This window comes from Streptomyces sp. NPDC056222 (genome assembly GCF_042264065.1).
In the GTDB taxonomy this organism is placed as follows: Bacteria; Actinomycetota; Actinomycetes; order Streptomycetales; family Streptomycetaceae; genus Streptomyces.
In genome coordinates this window covers 55267-72729 of record NZ_JBHJTL010000005.1, presented here as the reverse complement: position 1 = coordinate 72729, position 17463 = coordinate 55267, and the positions used below count along the sequence as shown (strand labels likewise).

At 71.5% G+C, this 17463-nt stretch carries 18 protein-coding genes; 14 read left to right on the top strand and 4 right to left on the bottom strand.

Translation table 11 applies throughout. The annotated features are described in order from the left end of the window. Positions 1-89: 89 nt before the first annotated feature. Together ACFC0D_RS04320 and ACFC0D_RS04315 are read right to left on the bottom strand one after the other, a co-directional pair. Entirely contained in the window at positions 90-560 is a 471-nt protein-coding gene (locus tag ACFC0D_RS04320; protein WP_376430940.1) for a very short patch repair endonuclease, read from the bottom strand. Positions 561-642: 82 nt separating this feature from the next. Next, the gene (locus tag ACFC0D_RS04315) at positions 643-1656 is read right to left on the bottom strand and encodes an SEC-C domain-containing protein (RefSeq protein ID WP_376430939.1); all 1014 of its coding nucleotides are present in this window, start codon (positions 1654-1656) and stop codon (positions 643-645) included. A gap of 63 nt (positions 1657-1719) precedes the next feature. On the opposite strand from ACFC0D_RS04315, the gene ACFC0D_RS04310 reads away from it, so the two are divergent. From ACFC0D_RS04310 to ACFC0D_RS04295, 4 genes are all read left to right on the top strand, one after another. After that, positions 1720-2493, top strand: a complete 774-nt coding sequence (locus tag ACFC0D_RS04310) for a class E sortase (RefSeq protein WP_376430938.1) — start codon at positions 1720-1722, stop codon at positions 2491-2493. A 162-nt stretch (positions 2494-2655) separates the two neighbouring features. Beyond that, a complete protein-coding gene (locus ACFC0D_RS04305) occupies positions 2656-2949 on the top strand; it encodes a DUF6412 domain-containing protein (protein WP_376430937.1) in 294 nt (97 codons plus the stop codon). Positions 2950-3036: 87 nt separating this feature from the next. Next, positions 3037-3759 carry a YidC/Oxa1 family membrane protein insertase gene (locus tag ACFC0D_RS04300; protein WP_376430936.1) on the top strand — a complete coding sequence of 241 codons (723 nt, stop codon included), beginning with the start codon at positions 3037-3039 and terminating at the stop codon, positions 3757-3759. Between the two features lie 137 nt (positions 3760-3896). Further along, complete coding sequence (locus ACFC0D_RS04295) at positions 3897-4754, top strand: fumarylacetoacetate hydrolase family protein (RefSeq protein WP_376430935.1); 858 nt, start codon at positions 3897-3899, stop codon at positions 4752-4754. Between the two features lie 33 nt (positions 4755-4787). Here the strand turns inward: ACFC0D_RS04295 and ACFC0D_RS04290 are convergent, their stop codons facing one another. Together ACFC0D_RS04290 and ACFC0D_RS04285 are read right to left on the bottom strand one after the other, a co-directional pair. Then, positions 4788-5264, bottom strand: a complete 477-nt coding sequence (locus ACFC0D_RS04290; protein ID WP_376430934.1) for a heme-degrading domain-containing protein — start codon at positions 5262-5264, stop codon at positions 4788-4790. Then, entirely contained in the window at positions 5261-6343 is a 1083-nt protein-coding gene (locus ACFC0D_RS04285) for a Gfo/Idh/MocA family oxidoreductase (RefSeq protein ID WP_376430933.1), read from the bottom strand. The genes ACFC0D_RS04290 and ACFC0D_RS04285 overlap by 4 nt, the downstream gene beginning before the upstream one ends. Positions 6344-6399: 56 nt before the next feature. Between ACFC0D_RS04285 and ACFC0D_RS04280 the strand changes: the two genes are divergently transcribed. From ACFC0D_RS04280 to ACFC0D_RS04235, 10 genes are all read left to right on the top strand, one after another. Further along, positions 6400-7647, top strand: a complete 1248-nt coding sequence (locus ACFC0D_RS04280) for an ROK family protein (protein ID WP_376430932.1) — start codon at positions 6400-6402, stop codon at positions 7645-7647. A 124-nt stretch (positions 7648-7771) separates the two neighbouring features. Then, positions 7772-8938, top strand: coding sequence for a hypothetical protein (locus ACFC0D_RS04275; RefSeq protein ID WP_376430931.1), 1167 nt, complete (start codon positions 7772-7774; stop codon positions 8936-8938). A gap of 59 nt (positions 8939-8997) precedes the next feature. Then, positions 8998-9762 (top strand): GntR family transcriptional regulator, encoded by a 765-nt coding sequence (locus ACFC0D_RS04270; RefSeq protein WP_376430930.1) that lies wholly within the window; start codon positions 8998-9000, stop codon positions 9760-9762. A gap of 137 nt (positions 9763-9899) precedes the next feature. Next, a complete protein-coding gene (locus ACFC0D_RS04265) occupies positions 9900-11021 on the top strand; it encodes a TIGR03364 family FAD-dependent oxidoreductase (RefSeq protein ID WP_376430929.1) in 1122 nt (373 codons plus the stop codon). 44 nt (positions 11022-11065) lie between these two features. Continuing rightward, positions 11066-11719 (top strand): HAD family hydrolase, encoded by a 654-nt coding sequence (locus tag ACFC0D_RS04260; RefSeq protein ID WP_376431014.1) that lies wholly within the window; start codon positions 11066-11068, stop codon positions 11717-11719. Between the two features lie 83 nt (positions 11720-11802). Next, on the top strand, positions 11803-12864 hold the full coding sequence (locus ACFC0D_RS04255) for an ABC transporter ATP-binding protein (RefSeq protein ID WP_376431013.1): 1062 nt from the start codon (positions 11803-11805) through the stop codon (positions 12862-12864). A gap of 16 nt (positions 12865-12880) precedes the next feature. After that, a complete protein-coding gene (locus tag ACFC0D_RS04250) occupies positions 12881-13795 on the top strand; it encodes a 2-aminoethylphosphonate ABC transporter permease subunit (RefSeq protein ID WP_376431012.1) in 915 nt (304 codons plus the stop codon). After that, on the top strand, positions 13782-14579 hold the full coding sequence (locus ACFC0D_RS04245; RefSeq protein ID WP_376430928.1) for an ABC transporter permease: 798 nt from the start codon (positions 13782-13784) through the stop codon (positions 14577-14579). Before ACFC0D_RS04250 ends, ACFC0D_RS04245 begins: the two co-directional genes overlap by 14 nt. Positions 14580-14610: 31 nt before the next feature. Continuing rightward, positions 14611-15678 carry a 2-aminoethylphosphonate ABC transporter substrate-binding protein gene (locus tag ACFC0D_RS04240; RefSeq protein WP_376430927.1) on the top strand — a complete coding sequence of 356 codons (1068 nt, stop codon included), beginning with the start codon at positions 14611-14613 and terminating at the stop codon, positions 15676-15678. 147 nt (positions 15679-15825) lie between these two features. Then, the gene (locus tag ACFC0D_RS04235; protein ID WP_376430926.1) at positions 15826-17385 is read left to right on the top strand and encodes an alkaline phosphatase family protein; all 1560 of its coding nucleotides are present in this window, start codon (positions 15826-15828) and stop codon (positions 17383-17385) included. The last annotated feature ends 78 nt before the right edge of the window (positions 17386-17463 follow it).

The window sequence follows — 17463 nt, the reverse complement described above, 5'->3', positions numbered from 1 at the left end:
GTGCCGCGGCTCATGAAAAAGGGCATCGATCTCACAACTGGTACGGAAGCGATCGATCTGTGGCTGAAATACGATGGATCCGCCGACGTTCAACGCGTGTTTCTGCCACGTTGAGTGGCGATGCGGTGATCGTAGAGCTCCTTCAAGCGGGCTGCCGCCTGAAGAGGGTCCTCGTGCTCCCACACCCTGAGAACGGCCCATCCGGCTTCCAGGAGAAGCCTGTCTGTCTGTCGATCGCGCGCCCGGTTCTTCTCGGCCTTCTCCGCCCAGTATTCCGGATTGGTCCGAGAGACGGTGAAGTGTTCAGGGCATACGTGCCAGAAGCAGCCGTCTAGGAACACCGCGATACGTGCTCGGGTGAACACAAGGTCGGCGGTCCTCCGGATGGCCGGAATCGGACGCTCGGCGACGTGGTATCGGAGGCCGAGGGCGTGAGCTGCGCTTCGCAGAGCCCGCTCGGGCTTGGTGTCGCGCCCCTTGTTCGACTGCATACTCCGGCGGGTCCCCGGGCTCGAAGCCCACGAGCCTTCGGGGAGCTTGGATACGGAGTCGCCGGTCATCTGATCCCTCATGGTCGAGTATGCCGCCGCACGATACAGAGGTGTCTGGGATCCAGCCCCAGGCAGGGGTGCCGCCCCGGACCTACTCCTGCACTTCGCCCCCATGGCACTCCCCGTACGCGTTCCCCGACCCGCACCAGCACCCCGCCCCCCGCGCCGGCGGCCAGGCCGTCGCCCTGCCGCGCGCCGCCAGGGTCGTCGCGTACTGCGGTAGCAGCGACGCGTTCGCGGGGGAGGTGGATTCCGAGGCGGCGAAGGCCTCGTACGACGGGACCGTTGCCGGGACGATGCCCAGGTTGGGGGTGCCCGCCGCCGCGAGTTCTCGGAGTGAGGCTTCGATGTCCGTGAGGTGGGCGCGGTAGGTGGGGTACTCCGCCTCGAGTTCCGGGTACGAGGCGAGAAGCTCGTCCAGTTCCGCCTCCGGCCAGTGGAGGACCGCCACCGGGAAGGGGCGGGAGAGGGCCGTGCGGTAGGAGCCCAGTTCGCTGCGGAGGCGGATGATCTCGGCCTGGAGTTCCGCCGGGTCCGAGGAGCCGAGCGACCACAGGCGCTTCGGGTCGTGCAGCTCGTCCAGCGGGACGTCCCCCGTGTGCAGCGTGTCCGCCAGGGTGTCCCAGTCGTCGTGGGGCAGTGCCAGCATCCGGCGGACCCGGTGACGGGTGGCGAGCAGGGAGCGCGTGGCGTGCGGGAGGTCCGTCGGCGCCGACTCCGGTACCAGCAGGCGCGCCGCCTCCGTCGCGAACGTCTCCGACAGCTCCAGTTCGTCGTGGGATTCGAGCGTCTCCACGACGATCTCCCACGGCCCCGCGTCCGCCGGAGCCGATGCACGGACGCCCTCGATGATCGCCCGCGCCTCCGGCTCGTGGCCGTACTCCCACAGGTTCGCCGCCTTCAGCGCCCTGATCAGGTGGGGGGAGGCGGGCGACGAGGACAGGAGGGTGTCGTACAGCGCCGTCGCCTGCGGCCGCTCGCCCGCCAGTTCCAGATGCGCCGCTGCCTGGAGGAGCAGCGGTTCCTGATCCTCGGGGTACCGCGCGGCGGTGCGGAGCAGACGCTCGGCTTCGGTGGCGTGGGCGGCAGGCGTGTCGGGGCGCATGTCGACCACCGTACTGCTGTACGGCCCTGGAGAGTTGGCGCGTCAGCGCTTATCGTGCCCCGCGTGCGGGACAGGGTGCCGGTCGTCGTCCAGACACGCGGGGTGCGGAGCACACCCGCCCGCGTGTTGTGGGTCGGCGCCGAGGCCGTCGTCACCTGCGGGGTTGTCCTGCTGCTCCTCGTCGTCCACCAGCTCTGGTGGACCAATCAGCAGGCCCGCGCCCAGGCCACCCGGCAGGTCCACGCCCTCGAGCGGGAGTGGGAGGGATCACCCCCGGTGGAGGGGGCGCCATCGGTCGACGAATCGCCCTCAGTGGCCGGCACCCCGGCGCCCGTCGAGTCCGCCGCGGCGCCCCCGGAAGCCCGGCCCGAAGCCGCTCCCTCCAGCACCCCTCGTCTCTCCTCCGCCTACGCCATCATCCGCATCCCCCGCATCGGCGTCACCGCCCCCGTCGCCCGTGGCGTCGGCAAGAGATCCGTTCTCGACCGCGGGTACGTCGGGCAGTACCCCGGCACCGCCTCGCCCGGGCGCCCCGGCAACTTCGCCCTCGCCGGGCACCGCAACACCCACGGCGAACCCTTCCGCTACATCAACCGGCTCCGGCCGGGCGACCGGATACGGGTGCAGACCCGGGAGCGGGAGTACGAGTACGTCGTCGACCAGGTGCTCGCGCAGACCGCTCCCCGCGACACCGGCGTCATCCAGCCCGTGCCCCGCTCCCTCGTCAAGCCCTCCTACGGGTACTCCGCCCCCGGCTCCTACCTCACCCTGACCACCTGCACACCCGAGTTCAGCTCCGCGTACCGGCTCGTCGTCTGGGCGAAGCTCGTACGGTGACGGCCGCCCAGGATGCGCCCGGTGCCGGGCTCGATCCGGAGCCCAACGATCCGGTCGGCAGGGCCCTCCTCCGGCCGCGACGACTCCTCGTCCCCCTCGAAGCCGATCGTGTATAACGGCTGATACAAGACGAGTCGAGCGACAACCGAGGAGGGAAGTGCGGTGATCGGTAACCTGCTCCTGCGCGTGCTCGCTCCCCTCTTCTTCCTGCTCGCGCTCGCCGATCTCCTCCTCTCCGACGGTTCGAGCCTCTCCGCCGCCGTCGCGCTCGCCGCGACCAGCGTCGTGTGCGCCCTCATCGGCGCCCCCGCGCCCGCGTCCGTACCCCCGACCCTGGTACGCACCGCCCTGCGCGACCGCGAGCGGCGCACCGCGTTCCTGCCGCAACGCGATCCCGACGCCTCCGGCCGCCGCAGGCCCCGGGCACCCGGCCGTCCCCTCCCGACGGCCGCGTAGGCGCACAGAACACAGCAAGACCCTGCGCGGATCCGTCATGCCGAGACGTTCTTCTTCCGGCACGACGAGACCCCTCGGAGGGCTCCCATGTCCGTTTTCGCTTCCCTGGTCGAGCAGCTCGCCGACCTGCTCCAGCCGCTCTTCGCCACCACCGCGACCGCCGCCGCCATCGTCCTGTTCACGATGCTCGTCCGGCTCGCGGTCCACCCCCTCTCGCGGGCCGCCGCCCGCGGTCAGAAGGCCCGTACCCGCCTCGCCCCGCAGCTCGCCGAGCTCCGCGCCAAGCACGCCAAGAACCCCGAGCGGCTCAAGAAGGCGGTCATGGAGCTGCACGCGAAGGAGAAGGTCTCGCCCTTCGCCGGCTGTCTGCCGAGCCTCCTCCAGGCGCCCGCGTTCCTCCTCATGTACCACCTGTTCTCCGGCGACCGCATGGCCGGCCACACCCTCTTCGCCGCCCCGCTCGGCGACCACTGGGCCGACGCCCTCGGCCACGGCGGCGCCTTCGGCCCGGCCGGGCAGGTCTACCTCGTGCTCTTCGCGATCGTCGCCGCCGTGGCGACCTTCAACTACCGCCGTACCAAGCGGCAGCTCGCCGCACAGCCCCTGGACACCGGACTCCCGGCGACGCCGGGCGCGGACACGATCAACAAGGTGATGCCGCTGCTCTCCTTCGCCACCCTGATCACCGTCGCCGTCGTCCCGCTCGCCGCCGCGCTCTACGTCGTCACCAGCACCACATGGACCGTCTTCGAGCGGGCCGTCCTCTTCCGGGACCAGCGCCCCACGGAGGCCCTTGCTACTCAGGCGTAAGGGTCCAGTCCGTGAACGGGGTCTTGCCGAGTGGTCGAAACTCTTGGAGGATCGACCAACCTCCGATGGCCGCAACCCATCGGCCGGGGATCTGTAGGGCCCGACCCCGGGCCCACCTCGACCACAGGGAGAAGACCATGAAGCTGCTGCGAGTCGGCCCGGCGGGTGCCGAGCGTCCTGCCCTGCTCGACCAGGACGGGACGCTGCGCGACCTGTCGGCCCTGGTCGACGACGTCGACGGCAGCCTGCTCGCCGACGCGTCCGCGCTCGACCGGATCCGGGCGGCCGTCGGGGCCGGAGTACTGCCCGCGCTCGACGCGACCGGGCTGCGGATCGGGCCGCCGGTCGGCCGGATCGGCAAGGTCGTGTGCATCGGGCTGAACTACCACGGGCACGCGGCGGAGACCGGCGCGGCGACCCCCGCCGAGCCGGTGGTCTTCCTCAAGTCCGCCGACACGGTCGTGGGCCCCGACGACACCGTGCTCGTACCCCGCCGCAGCACCAAGACGGACTGGGAGGTCGAGCTGGCGATCGTCGTCGGCCGTACCGCGCGTTACCTGGAGACCGACGAGGAGGCCCTCGCGCACGTCGCCGGTTACGCGGTCGCCCACGACGTCTCGGAGCGCGAGTTCCAGATCGAGCGCGGCGGCACCTGGGACAAGGGCAAGAACTGCGAGACCTTCAACCCGCTCGGCCCCTGGCTGGTCACCGCCGACGAGGTGCCGGACCCGCAGGCCCTGGCGCTCAGGCTCTGGGTCAACGGCGAGCTGAAGCAGGACGGCAACACCTCGGACCAGATCTTCCCGGTCGCGGAGGTCGTACGGTACGTCAGCCAGTTCATGACCCTGTACCCCGGCGACATCATCAACACCGGCACCCCGGCGGGCGTCGCGATGGGGCAGCCGGAGCCGAAGCCGTACCTGCGGGCCGGTGACGTGGTGGAGCTGGAGATCGACGGGCTCGGCCGCCAGCGCCAGGAGCTCAAGGACGCGTAGCGGCCGTACCCCGGCGAGGGCCCCGGCGAGGGCTCAACCGCCGAAGCCGTCGAGCAGGCGGCCCAGCGCCTCGACCACCATCGCGTGGTCCTCGGCCTGGGGCAGCCCCGACACGGTGACCGAGCCGATCACCCCCGCGCCCTCGACCACGATCGGGAACGAACCGCCATGGGCGGCGAACCGGTCGGGGTCGAGGCGCGAGGACTGCTCGAACGTCGTCCCCTTGGCCCGGAAACGGGCACCGACGAGGAACGAGCTCTCGCCGTACCGCTCGACGACCCGCCTCTTGCGGTCGATCCAGGCGTCGTTGTCCGCACTCGACCCCGGCAGCGCGCAGTGGAAGAGCTGCTGCCCGCCGCGCCGGATGTCGATCGCGACGGGCGCCCGGCGCTCGCGCGCCAGGCCGACGAGGAGCGAGCCGAGCACCCACGCGTCGTCGTACGTGAAGTGGGGGAGGGCCAGGCGGGCTTCCTGGGCCTCCAGCTCGGTGATCTCCGGAGCGGTGCTCACAGCGTCACCGCGATTCCCTCGCGGGCGGAGCGCTTCGCCGCCTCCAGGACGTCCAGGGTCGCCGCGGCCTCCAGGGCGGTGACCGGGTTCGCGCCGGTTCCGCGGAGGGCGGCGGCGACGGCCGCGTAGTACGCCGGGTAGTCGCCCGGCAGTGTCTCGACCGGGGTGCCGCCGCCGGTCAGCGGGGACTCCCCGGCCCCGAGAGTGCCCCACATCGCCTCCGGCTCCACGCCCCACGGAGTGCCGGGCGCCGGCAGCAGACCCTCGCGCAGGGCGGCCTCCTGCGGGTCGAGTCCGTACTTCACGAAGCCGGCGCCGGACCCGAGGACCCGGAACCGCGGGCCGAGCTGGGCGGTTGTGGCGCTCGCGTACAGGTGGGAGCGGACACCGTTCGCGTGCGTGATCGCGATGAACGTGTCGTCGTCGGTCTCGGCGCCCGGACGACGGACATCCGCTTCCGCGTAGACGCGCACGGCCGGACCGAACAGGACCAGGGCCTGGTCGACGACATGGCTGCCGAGGTCGTACAGCAGCCCGCCGATCTCCTCCGGCGCGCCGGACTCCCGCCAGCCGCCCTTGAGCTGCGGACGCCAGCGCTCGAACCGCGACTCGAAGCGCAGCACGTCACCGAGCGAGCTGTCCGCGAGGAGCGCGCGCAGGGTGAGGAAGTCGTTGTCCCACCGGCGGTTCTGGAAGACCGAGAGCAGCAGGCCCCGCTCGTCGGCGAGCGCGGCGAGCCCGCGCGCCTCGGCGGCGGTGCCGGCGACCGGCTTGTCCACGACGACCGGGAGCCCCGCTTCGAGTGCGGCGGTGGCGATCGGGACGTGCGTCTTGTTGGGGGAGGCGACGACGATCAGATCGAGCTCGTCCGCCCGCGCCCACAGCTCGTCGGGGGAGTCCGCGACCCGTACGCCGGGGTGCGCGGCGCGCGCCTGCGCCTGGCGCTCCGGATTGCCGGACGTGACCGTGTCGAGGACGAGGCCCTCGGTGGCGGCGATCAGCGGGGCGTGGAAGACGGAGCCCGCGAGGCCGTAGCCGACGAGTCCGACGCGGAGGGGGGCGGTGTCGGTGCCAGTCATGGAACCCACTTAAGCAACGCTGTTGCCAAAGTGCAAGCGAGGGGGAGAATGGGGTGGTGAACAGGAGTGTCAGGGGTGTCAGGGGCGGTGCGGTCGGTGCGGTCGGCGGGGCTGGTCCCGTTGCCGCGGCGGGCGTGAATCTGCCGGCGCTGCGCAGCCACAACGCGGCGTTGGTGCTCGATCTGCTGCGTACGGCGGGGGAGGCCGGGATCAGCCGCCTGGAGCTGGCGGAACGGACCGGGCTCACCCCGCAGGCGGTCAGCAAGATCACGGCGCGGCTGCGGACGGAGGGTCTGGCACGGGAGGCCGGCCACCGCGCCTCGACCGGCGGCAAACCCCGTACCGTCCTGCGGCTGGTCCCTTCGGCGGCGTACGCGGTCGGGGTCCATCTGGACCGCGACGAGCTGACGGCCGTTCTGGTGGACCTTGCCGGGGTACGCGTGGCCGAGCGCCGGGCTCCGCTGGACCTCGGTGCGGGCGTGGACGCGGTGTTCGAGGTGGTGGAGCGGGAGGTGGCGGGTCTCGGAGCGCTCGGCCCCGCCTCCCCTGAGGCCCAAGGCTCCGGGACCCGAGGTTCTGAGGCCCACGGCCCTGAGGCTCAAGGCTCAGAGGCCCAAGGCTCAGAGGACCACGGCCCGGGGACCCCGGACCCCGCCACCCCCCGCACCCCCGCCCTCCTCGGTGTCGGGGTCGCCATGCCCGGGCCGCTCGATCACCTCACCGGGACCCCGGGGCGGGTCACCGGGTACCCGGAGTGGGAGGGCGTCCCGCTGCGGGACGACCTCGCGCGGCGGCTCGGGCTGCCCGTCGAGCTCGACAAGGACACCAACGCCGCTGCACTCGGGCTCGCCCTCCGCGCCCCGGTCGCCGACTCGTTCGCGTACCTCCATCTCGGTACGGGGCTCGGCTCCGGCCTCGTCCTGGGCGGCGCGCTCCACCGGGGCGCGCGGACCGGCGCGGGGGAGTTCGGGCACCAGACCGTCCAGCTCGACGGCCCGCCCTGCGACTGCGGCGGGCACGGGTGCCTGGAGGTCCTGTGTCTCGCGGCCGTGGCCCGCGGTGACCTCCCCGAGGCGGCCAGGATCCTCGGCACCGGCGCCATGAACCTCGTACGGCTCCTGGACATCGACCGCGTCGTCCTCGGCGGCCGGGCCGTGACCGCGGCGCCGGAGGTCTTCGCGCAGGGCGTGGGCGCGGTCCTCGCCGGGGCGGGCCTGGGTACCCCGGTCGCGGGCACGGCCACGCCGTACGCCGTCGCCGAGGGCGCGGCACAGCTGATCCTCAGTCCTATCTTCGGAAAATAGGCTGATCGGGCGGAATGGACAGGCCGTCCGGGGGTACGCGCCGCGTCGCTCCCCGACCCCGCCGTGCCCGGGTGGCAGCGTCGCGGCCGTCCCGTACGCCCGCGAGCAGCAAAGGCACCCGCCCATGCGACTGCGCAACGCCCTCGCCCTCGGTGTGACCGCGGCGACGACCGGAACCGCCGTCCTCGCGCTCGCCGTCGCCCCGTCCTCGGCGGAGCCCGCCCCCGGCCCGGGCTCCGGCTCCGGCGCGGACTCCGGAACCGAGCGCGCCGCCCCGGGAACCGAGCACATCGGCTCCCGAGCCGAGCGGCTCGACACCGGAACCGATCGGCTCGACTCCGGAACCGAACCCCCTGGCCTCGGAGCCGGCTTGAGCCACGCATCCGGCCGTGAGACCGAGCACGACCTCGGGACCGAGCACGGCCTCGGAACCGAGCGCTCAGGCCTCGGAACCGAGCGCCTCGGCCCCGATTCCGCCCCCGGCCTCCGCGCCGAGCCCAACCCTCTCCCCGCGCCCACCCCCGCCCCCGACCCCGCAACCGAGGCCCAGACCAAGCCCCCCACCTGCGGCAAGGCCACCGACCTCGTCTTCCCCCTCGACACCCGGATCAAGGGCGGCCCCGGCACTTTCGTCCCGGGAAGCGCCTTCCGGACCTTCGAGGTCGAGCTCACCAACACCACCGCCGAGCCCTGCCACAGCATCCACCCGGTCCTGGTCCTCGCCGACCGCGACCGGGTCCTCCGGCCCGACCAGATCCGGCTCGACTTCTACGACTCCGAAATGAGCCGCTGGCTGCCGGTGCGGTTCGAGGAGACCGACGAGGACGAGAACATCGGGGTGTTCAACGGGTTCCCCGGCTTCGCCGTCCCCGCGGGCCGCACGGTCACCGTCGGCGTCCGCCTCTCCTTCCGCGAGGACACCGCACCCAACGAGGTCGTCGCCAACGCGGCGATCGTGCAGCGTCGAGGGGACGACGGGGACTGGGTCGGCGAGTCCGACGACTACCGCCTGACCATCGCGCCGAAGGGGACGACCGGCACGGACACGGACACGGACACGGAAACGGAAACGGAAACGGACACGGGCACGGAGACAGGGACGGAGACGAGCCCGAGCCCCGTCCCCTCGGCTTCGGCCGGCGAAACCACCCGTCCACCCGCCCCCACCCGGCCCGAACTCGCCCTAACGGGCCCCGAGTCGACCACCGCCCTCGCTCCCGCTACCGGCGCGTTGCTCCTCTCGGGCGCGGCACTGGTCGCCGCCGTCCGCCGCGGTCGTCGCCGGGCGTAGAACCCTCCGGTCGCTCTCCGTACACCCTCCCGTTCATTCCCATCTGCGAGCATCCCCCAGTGGACTACCCGAACGACCAGGCACCTGGCGCCCCCATCCGCTCCGGCATCCCCGAGCACGGCCGTATCCCCAAGTACTACGCGGTGAAGGCCAAAGTCGCCTCTCTGATAGACGAGTTGGGCGAAGGGGGACTCCTGCCCACCGAGCGGGATCTCGCCCTCCGTTACGAGGTCTCCCGGGAGACCGTCCGTCAGGCCCTGCGCGAGCTGCTCCTCGAAGGGCGGCTGCGCCGCCAGGGGCGGGGGACCGTCGTCGCCGGGCCCAAGCTGGAACAGCCGCTATCGCTGGCGAGCTACACCGAGGGCGTACGACGGCAAGGGCGCCGCCCCGGCCGTACGCTCATCTCCCTCGACCGCTTCCCCTGCCCCGACGCTCTCGCACCCGAGATCGGCGTCCAACGCGGCGAGCCCGTCTGGCACATGGAGCGCGTGCTGCTCGCCGACGACGAGCGGGTCGGCCTGGAGAGCACGTACGTCTCCGAGGCACGCGCCCCGCGCCTCGACACCGACTTCGACCCCGACTCCTCCTTCTACGCCTATCTCCGCGAGAAGCTCGGCATCGCGTTCGGCGACGCCGACGAGCGGATCGAGACCGTCCTCGCCACGCCGCGTGAGGCCCTGCTGATCGGCACCCCGCCCGCGCTCCCGATGCTGCTGATCCACCGGATCTCCCGGGACACCTCCGGCCGGCCCCTGGAGCGCGTCCGGACCCTCTACCGCGGTGACCGCTTCAGCTTCACCGCCCACCTGGGGCATCAGGGCTGAGCGCATGCCGCGAGGTGCCGATCGACCTATTTCGATAACGGAGAGATAACGGGTCTAGGCCAACCTTGTCGGGCCGTTCACTGTCCCGTTGCCCACCGGATCCGTCCGGGTCACTCGTCGCCAGGACGGTGAACGGCATGAAGGTGATCGTCGTAGGAGCCGGCGTGGTGGGAACCATGCACGCCTGGCAGGCAGTGGAACGCGGCCATGAGGTCGTACACATCGAGCGCGAGGCCGAGGCGCGCGGGGCCTCCCTCCGCAACTTCGGCCAGATATGGGTGAGCGGCCGCGCGGGCGGCGAGGAGCTGGAGACCGCGCTGCGCGCCCGCGAACTGTGGGAGGGCATCGGTGCCCGCGTCCCCGGACTCGGCTTCCGGGCCATCGGCTCGCTCACCCCCGTGCGTACCGAGCTGGAACTGGCCGTCGCCGAGGCCGCCCTGGCCCGGCCCGACGCGGCGGCGCGCGGCTACAAGCTGCTGACCGCCGACGAGGCCCGCGCCGTCAACCCCGCCCTGCGCGGAGCGTTCGAGGCCGCCCTGTGGTGCGAGCGGGACGCCGCGGTCGAGCCGCGCACCGCCCAACTCGCCCTGCGCGAGGCCCTCCTGGCCACCGGGAAGTACACCTTCCTGCCCGACCGCGAGGTGCGGGACGTCGTCGGTGGGCATGCCGTACGCGACGACCGCGGCGAGGTCCACACCGGCGACGCCGTCGTCCTCTGCACCGGCGCCGCTCTCACCGGCCTCGTCCGCGAGCTCGCCGGTGACATCCCGGTCCGCCGGGTCCGGCTGCAGATGATGCAGACCGACCCGCTCGGCGAGCCGCTCACCACCTCCGTCGCCGACGCCGACTCCTTCCGCTACTACCCGGCCTACAGGTCCGACGCTCTGGACGCGCTCGACGCGGGACAGGCGCAGGACCCGACCGCCGCCGCGCACAAGATGCAGCTCCTGATGGTGCAGCGCGTCGACGGCGGACTGACCATCGGCGACACCCACGAGTACGAGCACCCGTTCGCCTTCGACACCCTCGAAGACCCCTACGAGCACCTCACCCGCGTCGTGGAGTCCTTCCTCGGCCGCCCGCTGCCGAAGATCCGGCGGCGTTGGGCGGGCGTGTACGCGCAGTGCACCGACACCGGCCGGGTCGTGCACCGCCAGAAGGTCCGCGAGGGCGTGTGGCTGGTGACCGGACCCGGCGGACGCGGCATGACCTGCTCGCCCGCCATCGCCGAGACGACCGCGAACGAACTGGGCTGGTGAACACCGTGACCGAGAACCTCAAGCACAACCTCGTCGTACTCGACATGGCCGGCACGACGGTCGCCGACGGCGGCCTCGTCGAGCAGGCCTTCACGGCCGCCGCCGAGCGACTCGGCGAGGACCCGGCCACGATGATCGACTACGTCCGCGCCACCATGGGCGAGTCCAAGATCTCCGTCTTCCGCCACCTCTTCGGCGGCGACGAGACGCGTGCCCAGCAGGCCAACCTCGCCTTCGAGGCGGCGTACGGGGAGCTGGTCTCCGGCGGCCGGATCGCCCCGATACCCGGCGCGGCCGAGGCGATCGCCGAACTGCAGGGCCAGGGCCGGACGGTGGTCCTGACCACCGGCTTCGCCCGGGTCACCCAGGACGCCATCCTCGACGCGCTCGGCTGGCGCGACCTGGTCGAGCTGACCCTCTGCCCGGCGGACGCCGGCGGCCGGGGGCGCCCGTACCCGGACATGGTCCTCGCGGCCCTCCTCCGTACGGGAGTCGTCGACGACGTCCGGCAGATCGTGGTCGCGGGCGACACCTCGTACGACATGCTCAGCGGAGTCCGTTCGGGTGCCGGGATCGTCGCGGGCGTCCTGACGGGCGCGCACGACGCGGGCGCGCTCGAGGAGCACGGCGCGACGCACGTACTGGCCTCGGTCGCGGATCTGCCGGAGGCGGCAGCGCGGGCGGAGGCGGACCGGTGACCGGGCCCGCGACCGCCGGGACCGCCGCGGCCGTCGGGACCTCCGCGACCGCCGTGGCGCACACCACGCGCGCCACGCCCCACGTGGCCGGTGCCCGCAGCGGCATCCGCTTCGACTCCGTCTCCGTCGCGTACGGGCACCACGCCGTTCTCGACTCGCTCGACCTGACCGTCGAACCCGGCGAGGTCATGGCCCTCCTCGGGCCCTCCGGCTCCGGCAAGACCACCGCCCTGCGTGCCGTCGCCGGGTTCGTGCGGCCGGTCTCCGGGCGGGTGTTCATCGGCGACCGCGACGTCACCGACCTCCCGCCGCACCGGCGGGGGATCGGGATGGTCGTCCAGCAGTACGCGCTCTTCCCGCACATGAAGGTCGAGGACAACGTGGCCTTCGGCCTGAAGGCGCAGAAGGCGCCGAAGGCCGAGATTCCCGGGCGGGTCGCCGAGGCCCTGGAGATGACCGGGATGGCGGCCTACGCCAAGCGCCATCCGCGCGAGCTGTCCGGCGGACAGCAGCAGCGCGTCGCCATCGCGCGGGCGCTGGCCATCCGGCCGAACGTCCTGCTCCTCGACGAGCCGCTGTCCGCGCTCGACGCGCAGTTGCGCTCCGGGATGCTGGCCGAACTGGCGCGACTCCACCGGGAGTTGCCGGACGTCTCGATCCTGTACGTCACCCACGACCAGGTCGAGGCGCTGACCCTGGCCGACCGGATCGCCGTCATGGACAGGGCCCGGCTCCAGGACTGCGGCACGCCGCAGGAGCTGTACCGACGTCCGCGTACGGAATTCACGGCGTCGTTCGTCGGCAACGCGAACCTGCTGCCGGTGACGGTGGGCGTGGGCGGAGTGTCCTTCGGCGGCGCCGAGCTGAAGGTCGCCACGGACGGCGTGGTCCCGGGGGCCGCTGCGACCCTGTGCATACGGCCCCACCTCATCGGCGTGGGGGAGGGCCCGAACGCCCTGCGTGGTCGTATCGCGGAGGTGCAGTGGCGAGGGTCGACGCACCGGCTGTACGTCGACGTCGACGGGCACCGCGTCAAGGCGGACGTGCGGGAGCTTCGGGAGACGCCGGCGCTCGGTGACGAGGTGGTCCTGCACTTCGCACCCGAGGACGGGGTGCTGCTGGGGGTGGGGGTGTCCGATGGGTGACCCCGAGCCGCCGGTCATGACGGCGCAGCGCCCACGTGATGGTGGGCCCACCCTCCCCCAGACTTCGTCAGGGGGGACCCGCACCGCCCAGCCGGACGATCGCCCACAACGGTCCGAGAGCAAAGGGCGCCGCACGATTCCCACCTGGGTCTGGGCCCTCCCGCCCGTCCTCGCGCTCGCTCTCGTCTTCCTCTACCCCCTCGCCCTCGTCATGCGGGAATCCCTCGCCCCCGGTGCCTACGCCGATGTCCTCGGGTCCGAGGCCTTCCAGGAGGCGCTGGTCACCACCGTGTGGCTTGCTGTCGGGGCCACCGTCGGGTGTCTCGTCCTCGGGTTCGTGCTCGCGCTCGTCATCGCGTTCGTGCCGTTTCCCGGGGGGAAGGCGGTGTCGAAGTTCATCGACGTCTTTCTCTCCTTCCCCTCCTTCCTCATCACCCTCGCGCTCCTCTTCCTCTACGGCACGGTCGGCATGGCCAACGGCCTGTGGACGGACGTCACGGGCGCCCAGTCGGGGCCCTTCCAGTTCCTGACCACGCCGTGGGGTGTCCTCCTCGCCGAGATCACGTACTTCACGCCCTTCGTGATGCGCCCGCTCCTCGCCGCGTTCTCGCAGATGGAGACCGCCCAGCTGGAGGTCGCCTCCTCCCTCGGGGCGCGGCCGCTGCGCATCGTCCGGCGGGTGATCCTGCCCGAGGCGCTGCCCGCGCTCGCCGCCGGCGGGAGCCTTGTCCTGGTCATGTGTCTGAACGAGTTCGGGATCGTCCTCTTCACCGGCGCCAAGGGCGTCACGACCCTCCCGATGCTCGTCTACGGCAAGGCCATCCTCGAGTCCGACTACGCCGCCGCCTGTGTCGTCGCCGTCGTCAACGTCGCGATCTCCGTGGGCCTCTACGGCCTCTACCGGGTGGTGAGCCGTCGTGTTGGTGCATAGCCGTACGGGCAGGGCGACGACCTGGGCCGTCTTCGCGGTCCTCTTCGTCCCGCTCTTCGCTCTCCCGCTCCTGGTGATCCTCGCCGCCTCGTTCTCCACGAACTGGTCCGGGGCCTTCCCCTCCGGGCCGACCGCGGAGCACTACACGGCCGCCGTGCGCGGTGAGTCCCTGCAGGCGCTGACCACCAGCCTGGTCACCGCCGTCACCGCGAGCCTGCTCGCGCTGACCATCGGCACCTGGGCGGCCCTGGTGGCCAACTCCCTGCGGAAGAACGGCCGTCGGTTCCTCGACGCGCTGTTCATGCTGCCCGTCGCCGTGCCCTCGGTCGTCGTCGGCCTCGCCGTGCTCGTCGCCTTCTCGCAGCCGCCCGTGCTCCTGAACGGCACGCGCTGGATCGTGATCCTCGCGCACACCATCCTTGTCACGGCGTTCGCCCATCAGTCGGTTTCGGCGGCCATTCTCCGTCTCGACCCGATGTACGAGCAGGCGGCGGCCAGCCTCGGCGCCCGCCCGTCCTATGTGCTGCTCCGGGTGAAGCTGCCGCTCCTGCTGCCGTCGCTCAACGCGGCCGCCGGGCTCTGTTTCGCCCTGTCCATGGGCGAGTTGAGCGCCACGATGATGCTCTACCCGCCGGACTGGCTGCCGCTCCCGGTGCTGATCTTCACGGCCACCGACCGCGGCTCCCTCTTCACCGGTTCGGCGCTCGCCGTGGTCCTCATGGCCGCGACCCTGCTCGTCCTGCTCGCCGTCTCCCGTATCCGTACCAAAGCGTCCTACCGATAGATCAGCCAAGTCTTCAGGAGAGAACGACGTCATGCTTACCTCGTCCAAGATCGTCAAGCCGATCGCCGCCGTCGTCGGCAGCCTCGTCCTCGCCGCCGGCCTCACCGCCTGCGGTGGCTCCTCCGCCGCCTCCGGCGAGAAGGTCGTCACGGTCTACAGCGCCGACGGCCTCAAGGGGGAGAAGGGCGACGGCTGGTACGACAAGGTCTTCGCCGACTTCGAGAAGCAGACCGGCATCAAGGTCAAGTACGTCGAGGGCGGTTCCGGCGAGATGGTGCAGCGTGCCGTCCGCGAGAAGAACAACACGCAGGCCGATGTCATCGTGACCCTGCCGCCCTTCATCCAGCAGGCCGACTCCAAGGGGCTGCTCCAGGCGTACACCCCGAAGGGCGCCGAGCAGGTCGACGGCGGGAACAAGGCTGCCGACGGCAAGTGGATCTCCGTCGTCAACAACTACTTCGGCTTCATCCACAACAAGCAGCAGCTGAAGGAGGCCCCCAGGACGTGGGAGGAGCTCCTCGACGCGAAGTACAAGAACAAGCTGCAGTACTCCACCCCCGGTGTCGCCGGTGACGGCACGGCCGTGGTCATCAAGGCGATGCACGACTTCGGCGGCCAGGAGCCGGCGATGGAGTACCTGAAGAAGCTCCAGACCAACAACGTCGGCCCGTCCTCCTCGACCTCCAAGCTGGCCCCGAAGGTCGACAAGGGCGAGATCCTCGTCGCCAACGGCGATGTCCAGATGAACTTCGCCCAGTCCAGGTCCATGCCGAACCTCGGCATCTGGTTCCCGGCCAAGGACGGCGGTCGGCCCACCAGCTTCGCCCTGCCGTACGCCGCGGGTCTGGTGAACAAGGCCCCGCACAGCGAGAACGGCAAGAAGCTGCTCGACTTCATGCTGAGCGAGCAGGCCCAGCGCGAGGTCAGCGCGATCGGCGGCGGTTTCCCGGCCCGCAAGGACGTCAAGGCCACCGACGCCAACGCCATCGAGCTCGCCAAGCTGATGGAGGGCGTCGAGATCTTCGAGCCCGACTGGGCCGACATCGACAAGAACCTGACCGCCTACGTCGACGCCTGGAAGACGGCCACCGGAAGCTAACCGCGGGCTTCCAAGAGTTCACCGCACAGCCCCTGGAATCCCTCCGCATGTAGCGGAAAGATAACGGGTACGGACCAACGCCCCCGAGGAATCGGGGGCGTTGGCGTGTCCTCGCCCCCTCCTCACCCCTTCCTACGGAGGATCCAGATGCCGATCACCGGCATGTCCACGGCCCTGTCCACCGGAGTCTCCCGCCGTACCGTGCTCGCCGCCGCCGGCGCCACAGCGGCCGTCGCCGCGGCGGGCGTGGCCACCGCGCCCGCCGCCCACGCCGCCGCCCCCACGCTCCCGAACGGCACCAGCAAGGACAAGGTGCTCGTCGTCGGCATGGACGGCCTGCGGTACGACAGGATCGACGCGGCCAAGGCCCCGACCCTCAAGTCGCTGATGGCGAACGGGACGTACGGCCTGTCGCTGCTCTACGCCAACCCGATGGCCGCCACCTCCTCCGGCCCGGGCTGGTCGACCATCTCCACCGGTGTCTGGCCCGACAAGCACGGCGTGAAGGACAACACCTTCGTCGGGAAGAACTACGCCAAGTACCCGGGCTTCCTCGCCCGGTTGAACCAGGTCCGCCCCGACCTCTCGCTCTTCGCGGCCGTCGACTGGCCCGAGCTCGACACCCACGGCACGGTCACCCCCGGCGCCGACGCCAAGCTCGTGTACAACAACAACTACGTCGTCAACGACAAGGTGATCACCGACACCACCGAGGACATCCTCCGGAACCAGAACCCGGACGTTCTCTTCGTCTACTTCGGCGAGACCGACGAGATCGCCCACACCTACGGTGCGAAGAGCGCCAAGTACCTCGACGCCATCGACGTCCAGGACGGGTACCTCGGCCGGCTCCTCGCCGCGATCAAGGCTCGCCCGTCGTTCGCCACCGAGCGCTGGACGGTCGTCGTCACCACCGACCACGGCCACACCGACGCCGGCGGGCACGGCGGCTCCTCCATCGAGGAGCGCCGCACCTTCGTCCTCGCGCAGGGGCCCGGCATCGCCGCCGGCGCCCGCCCCGTCGACACCCGCCTCGTCGACGTCGCCGCCACCGTCTTCCACCAGCTCGGCATCGCGCCCGACGCCTCCTGGGGCCTGGACGGCAAGCCGATCCAGCAGCGCTCCACCGACCCCTTCGACGCGCTGCACTCCTCCCTCACCGGCCGCGTCGACGAGACAGGCATCCCCGCCGGCGTCCTCGGCTTCACCCACGCCGCGCCCAGCGGCTGGTCCGTCATCAACAACGCCATGGGCACCGGCGGCATGACCGAGTGGCGCGGCTGGGCCTTCGCCACCGACGAGTTCTGGTCCCGCACCCAGCGCGACCAGTCCCGCGAGCTCAACGTCCGCTCCCGGGGCGTCTTCGCCGTCGCCGACTCCGACGAGTGGGCGGACAAGACCTTCTCCGGTACGTACGACTCGACGCTCGTCACCCCCGCGTACAGCGTCTCCGGAGCGACCCGCGTCACGCTGGACTTCACCACCTTCTACCGCCAGGAGGGCAGCCAGACCGCGCAGGTCCTGGCCTCCTTCAACGGCGGCACGCCGACCGTCGTCAAGAGCTACACCTCCGACGTGATCTCCCAGCCGCAGTCGCTCACCGTGAACGTCCCCACCGGGTCGTCCAGCGTGAGCTTCCGCTTCCGCTACACCGGTTCCAACAACTGGTACTGGGTGATCGACGGGGTCAAGATCGCCACTTCCTGATTAGTCTGGGGGCGTCGCCACAGCGCTGTCGCGGCGCCCCCAGCACACCGCACGATTTCTGTACGGCAGGAGTCCCCG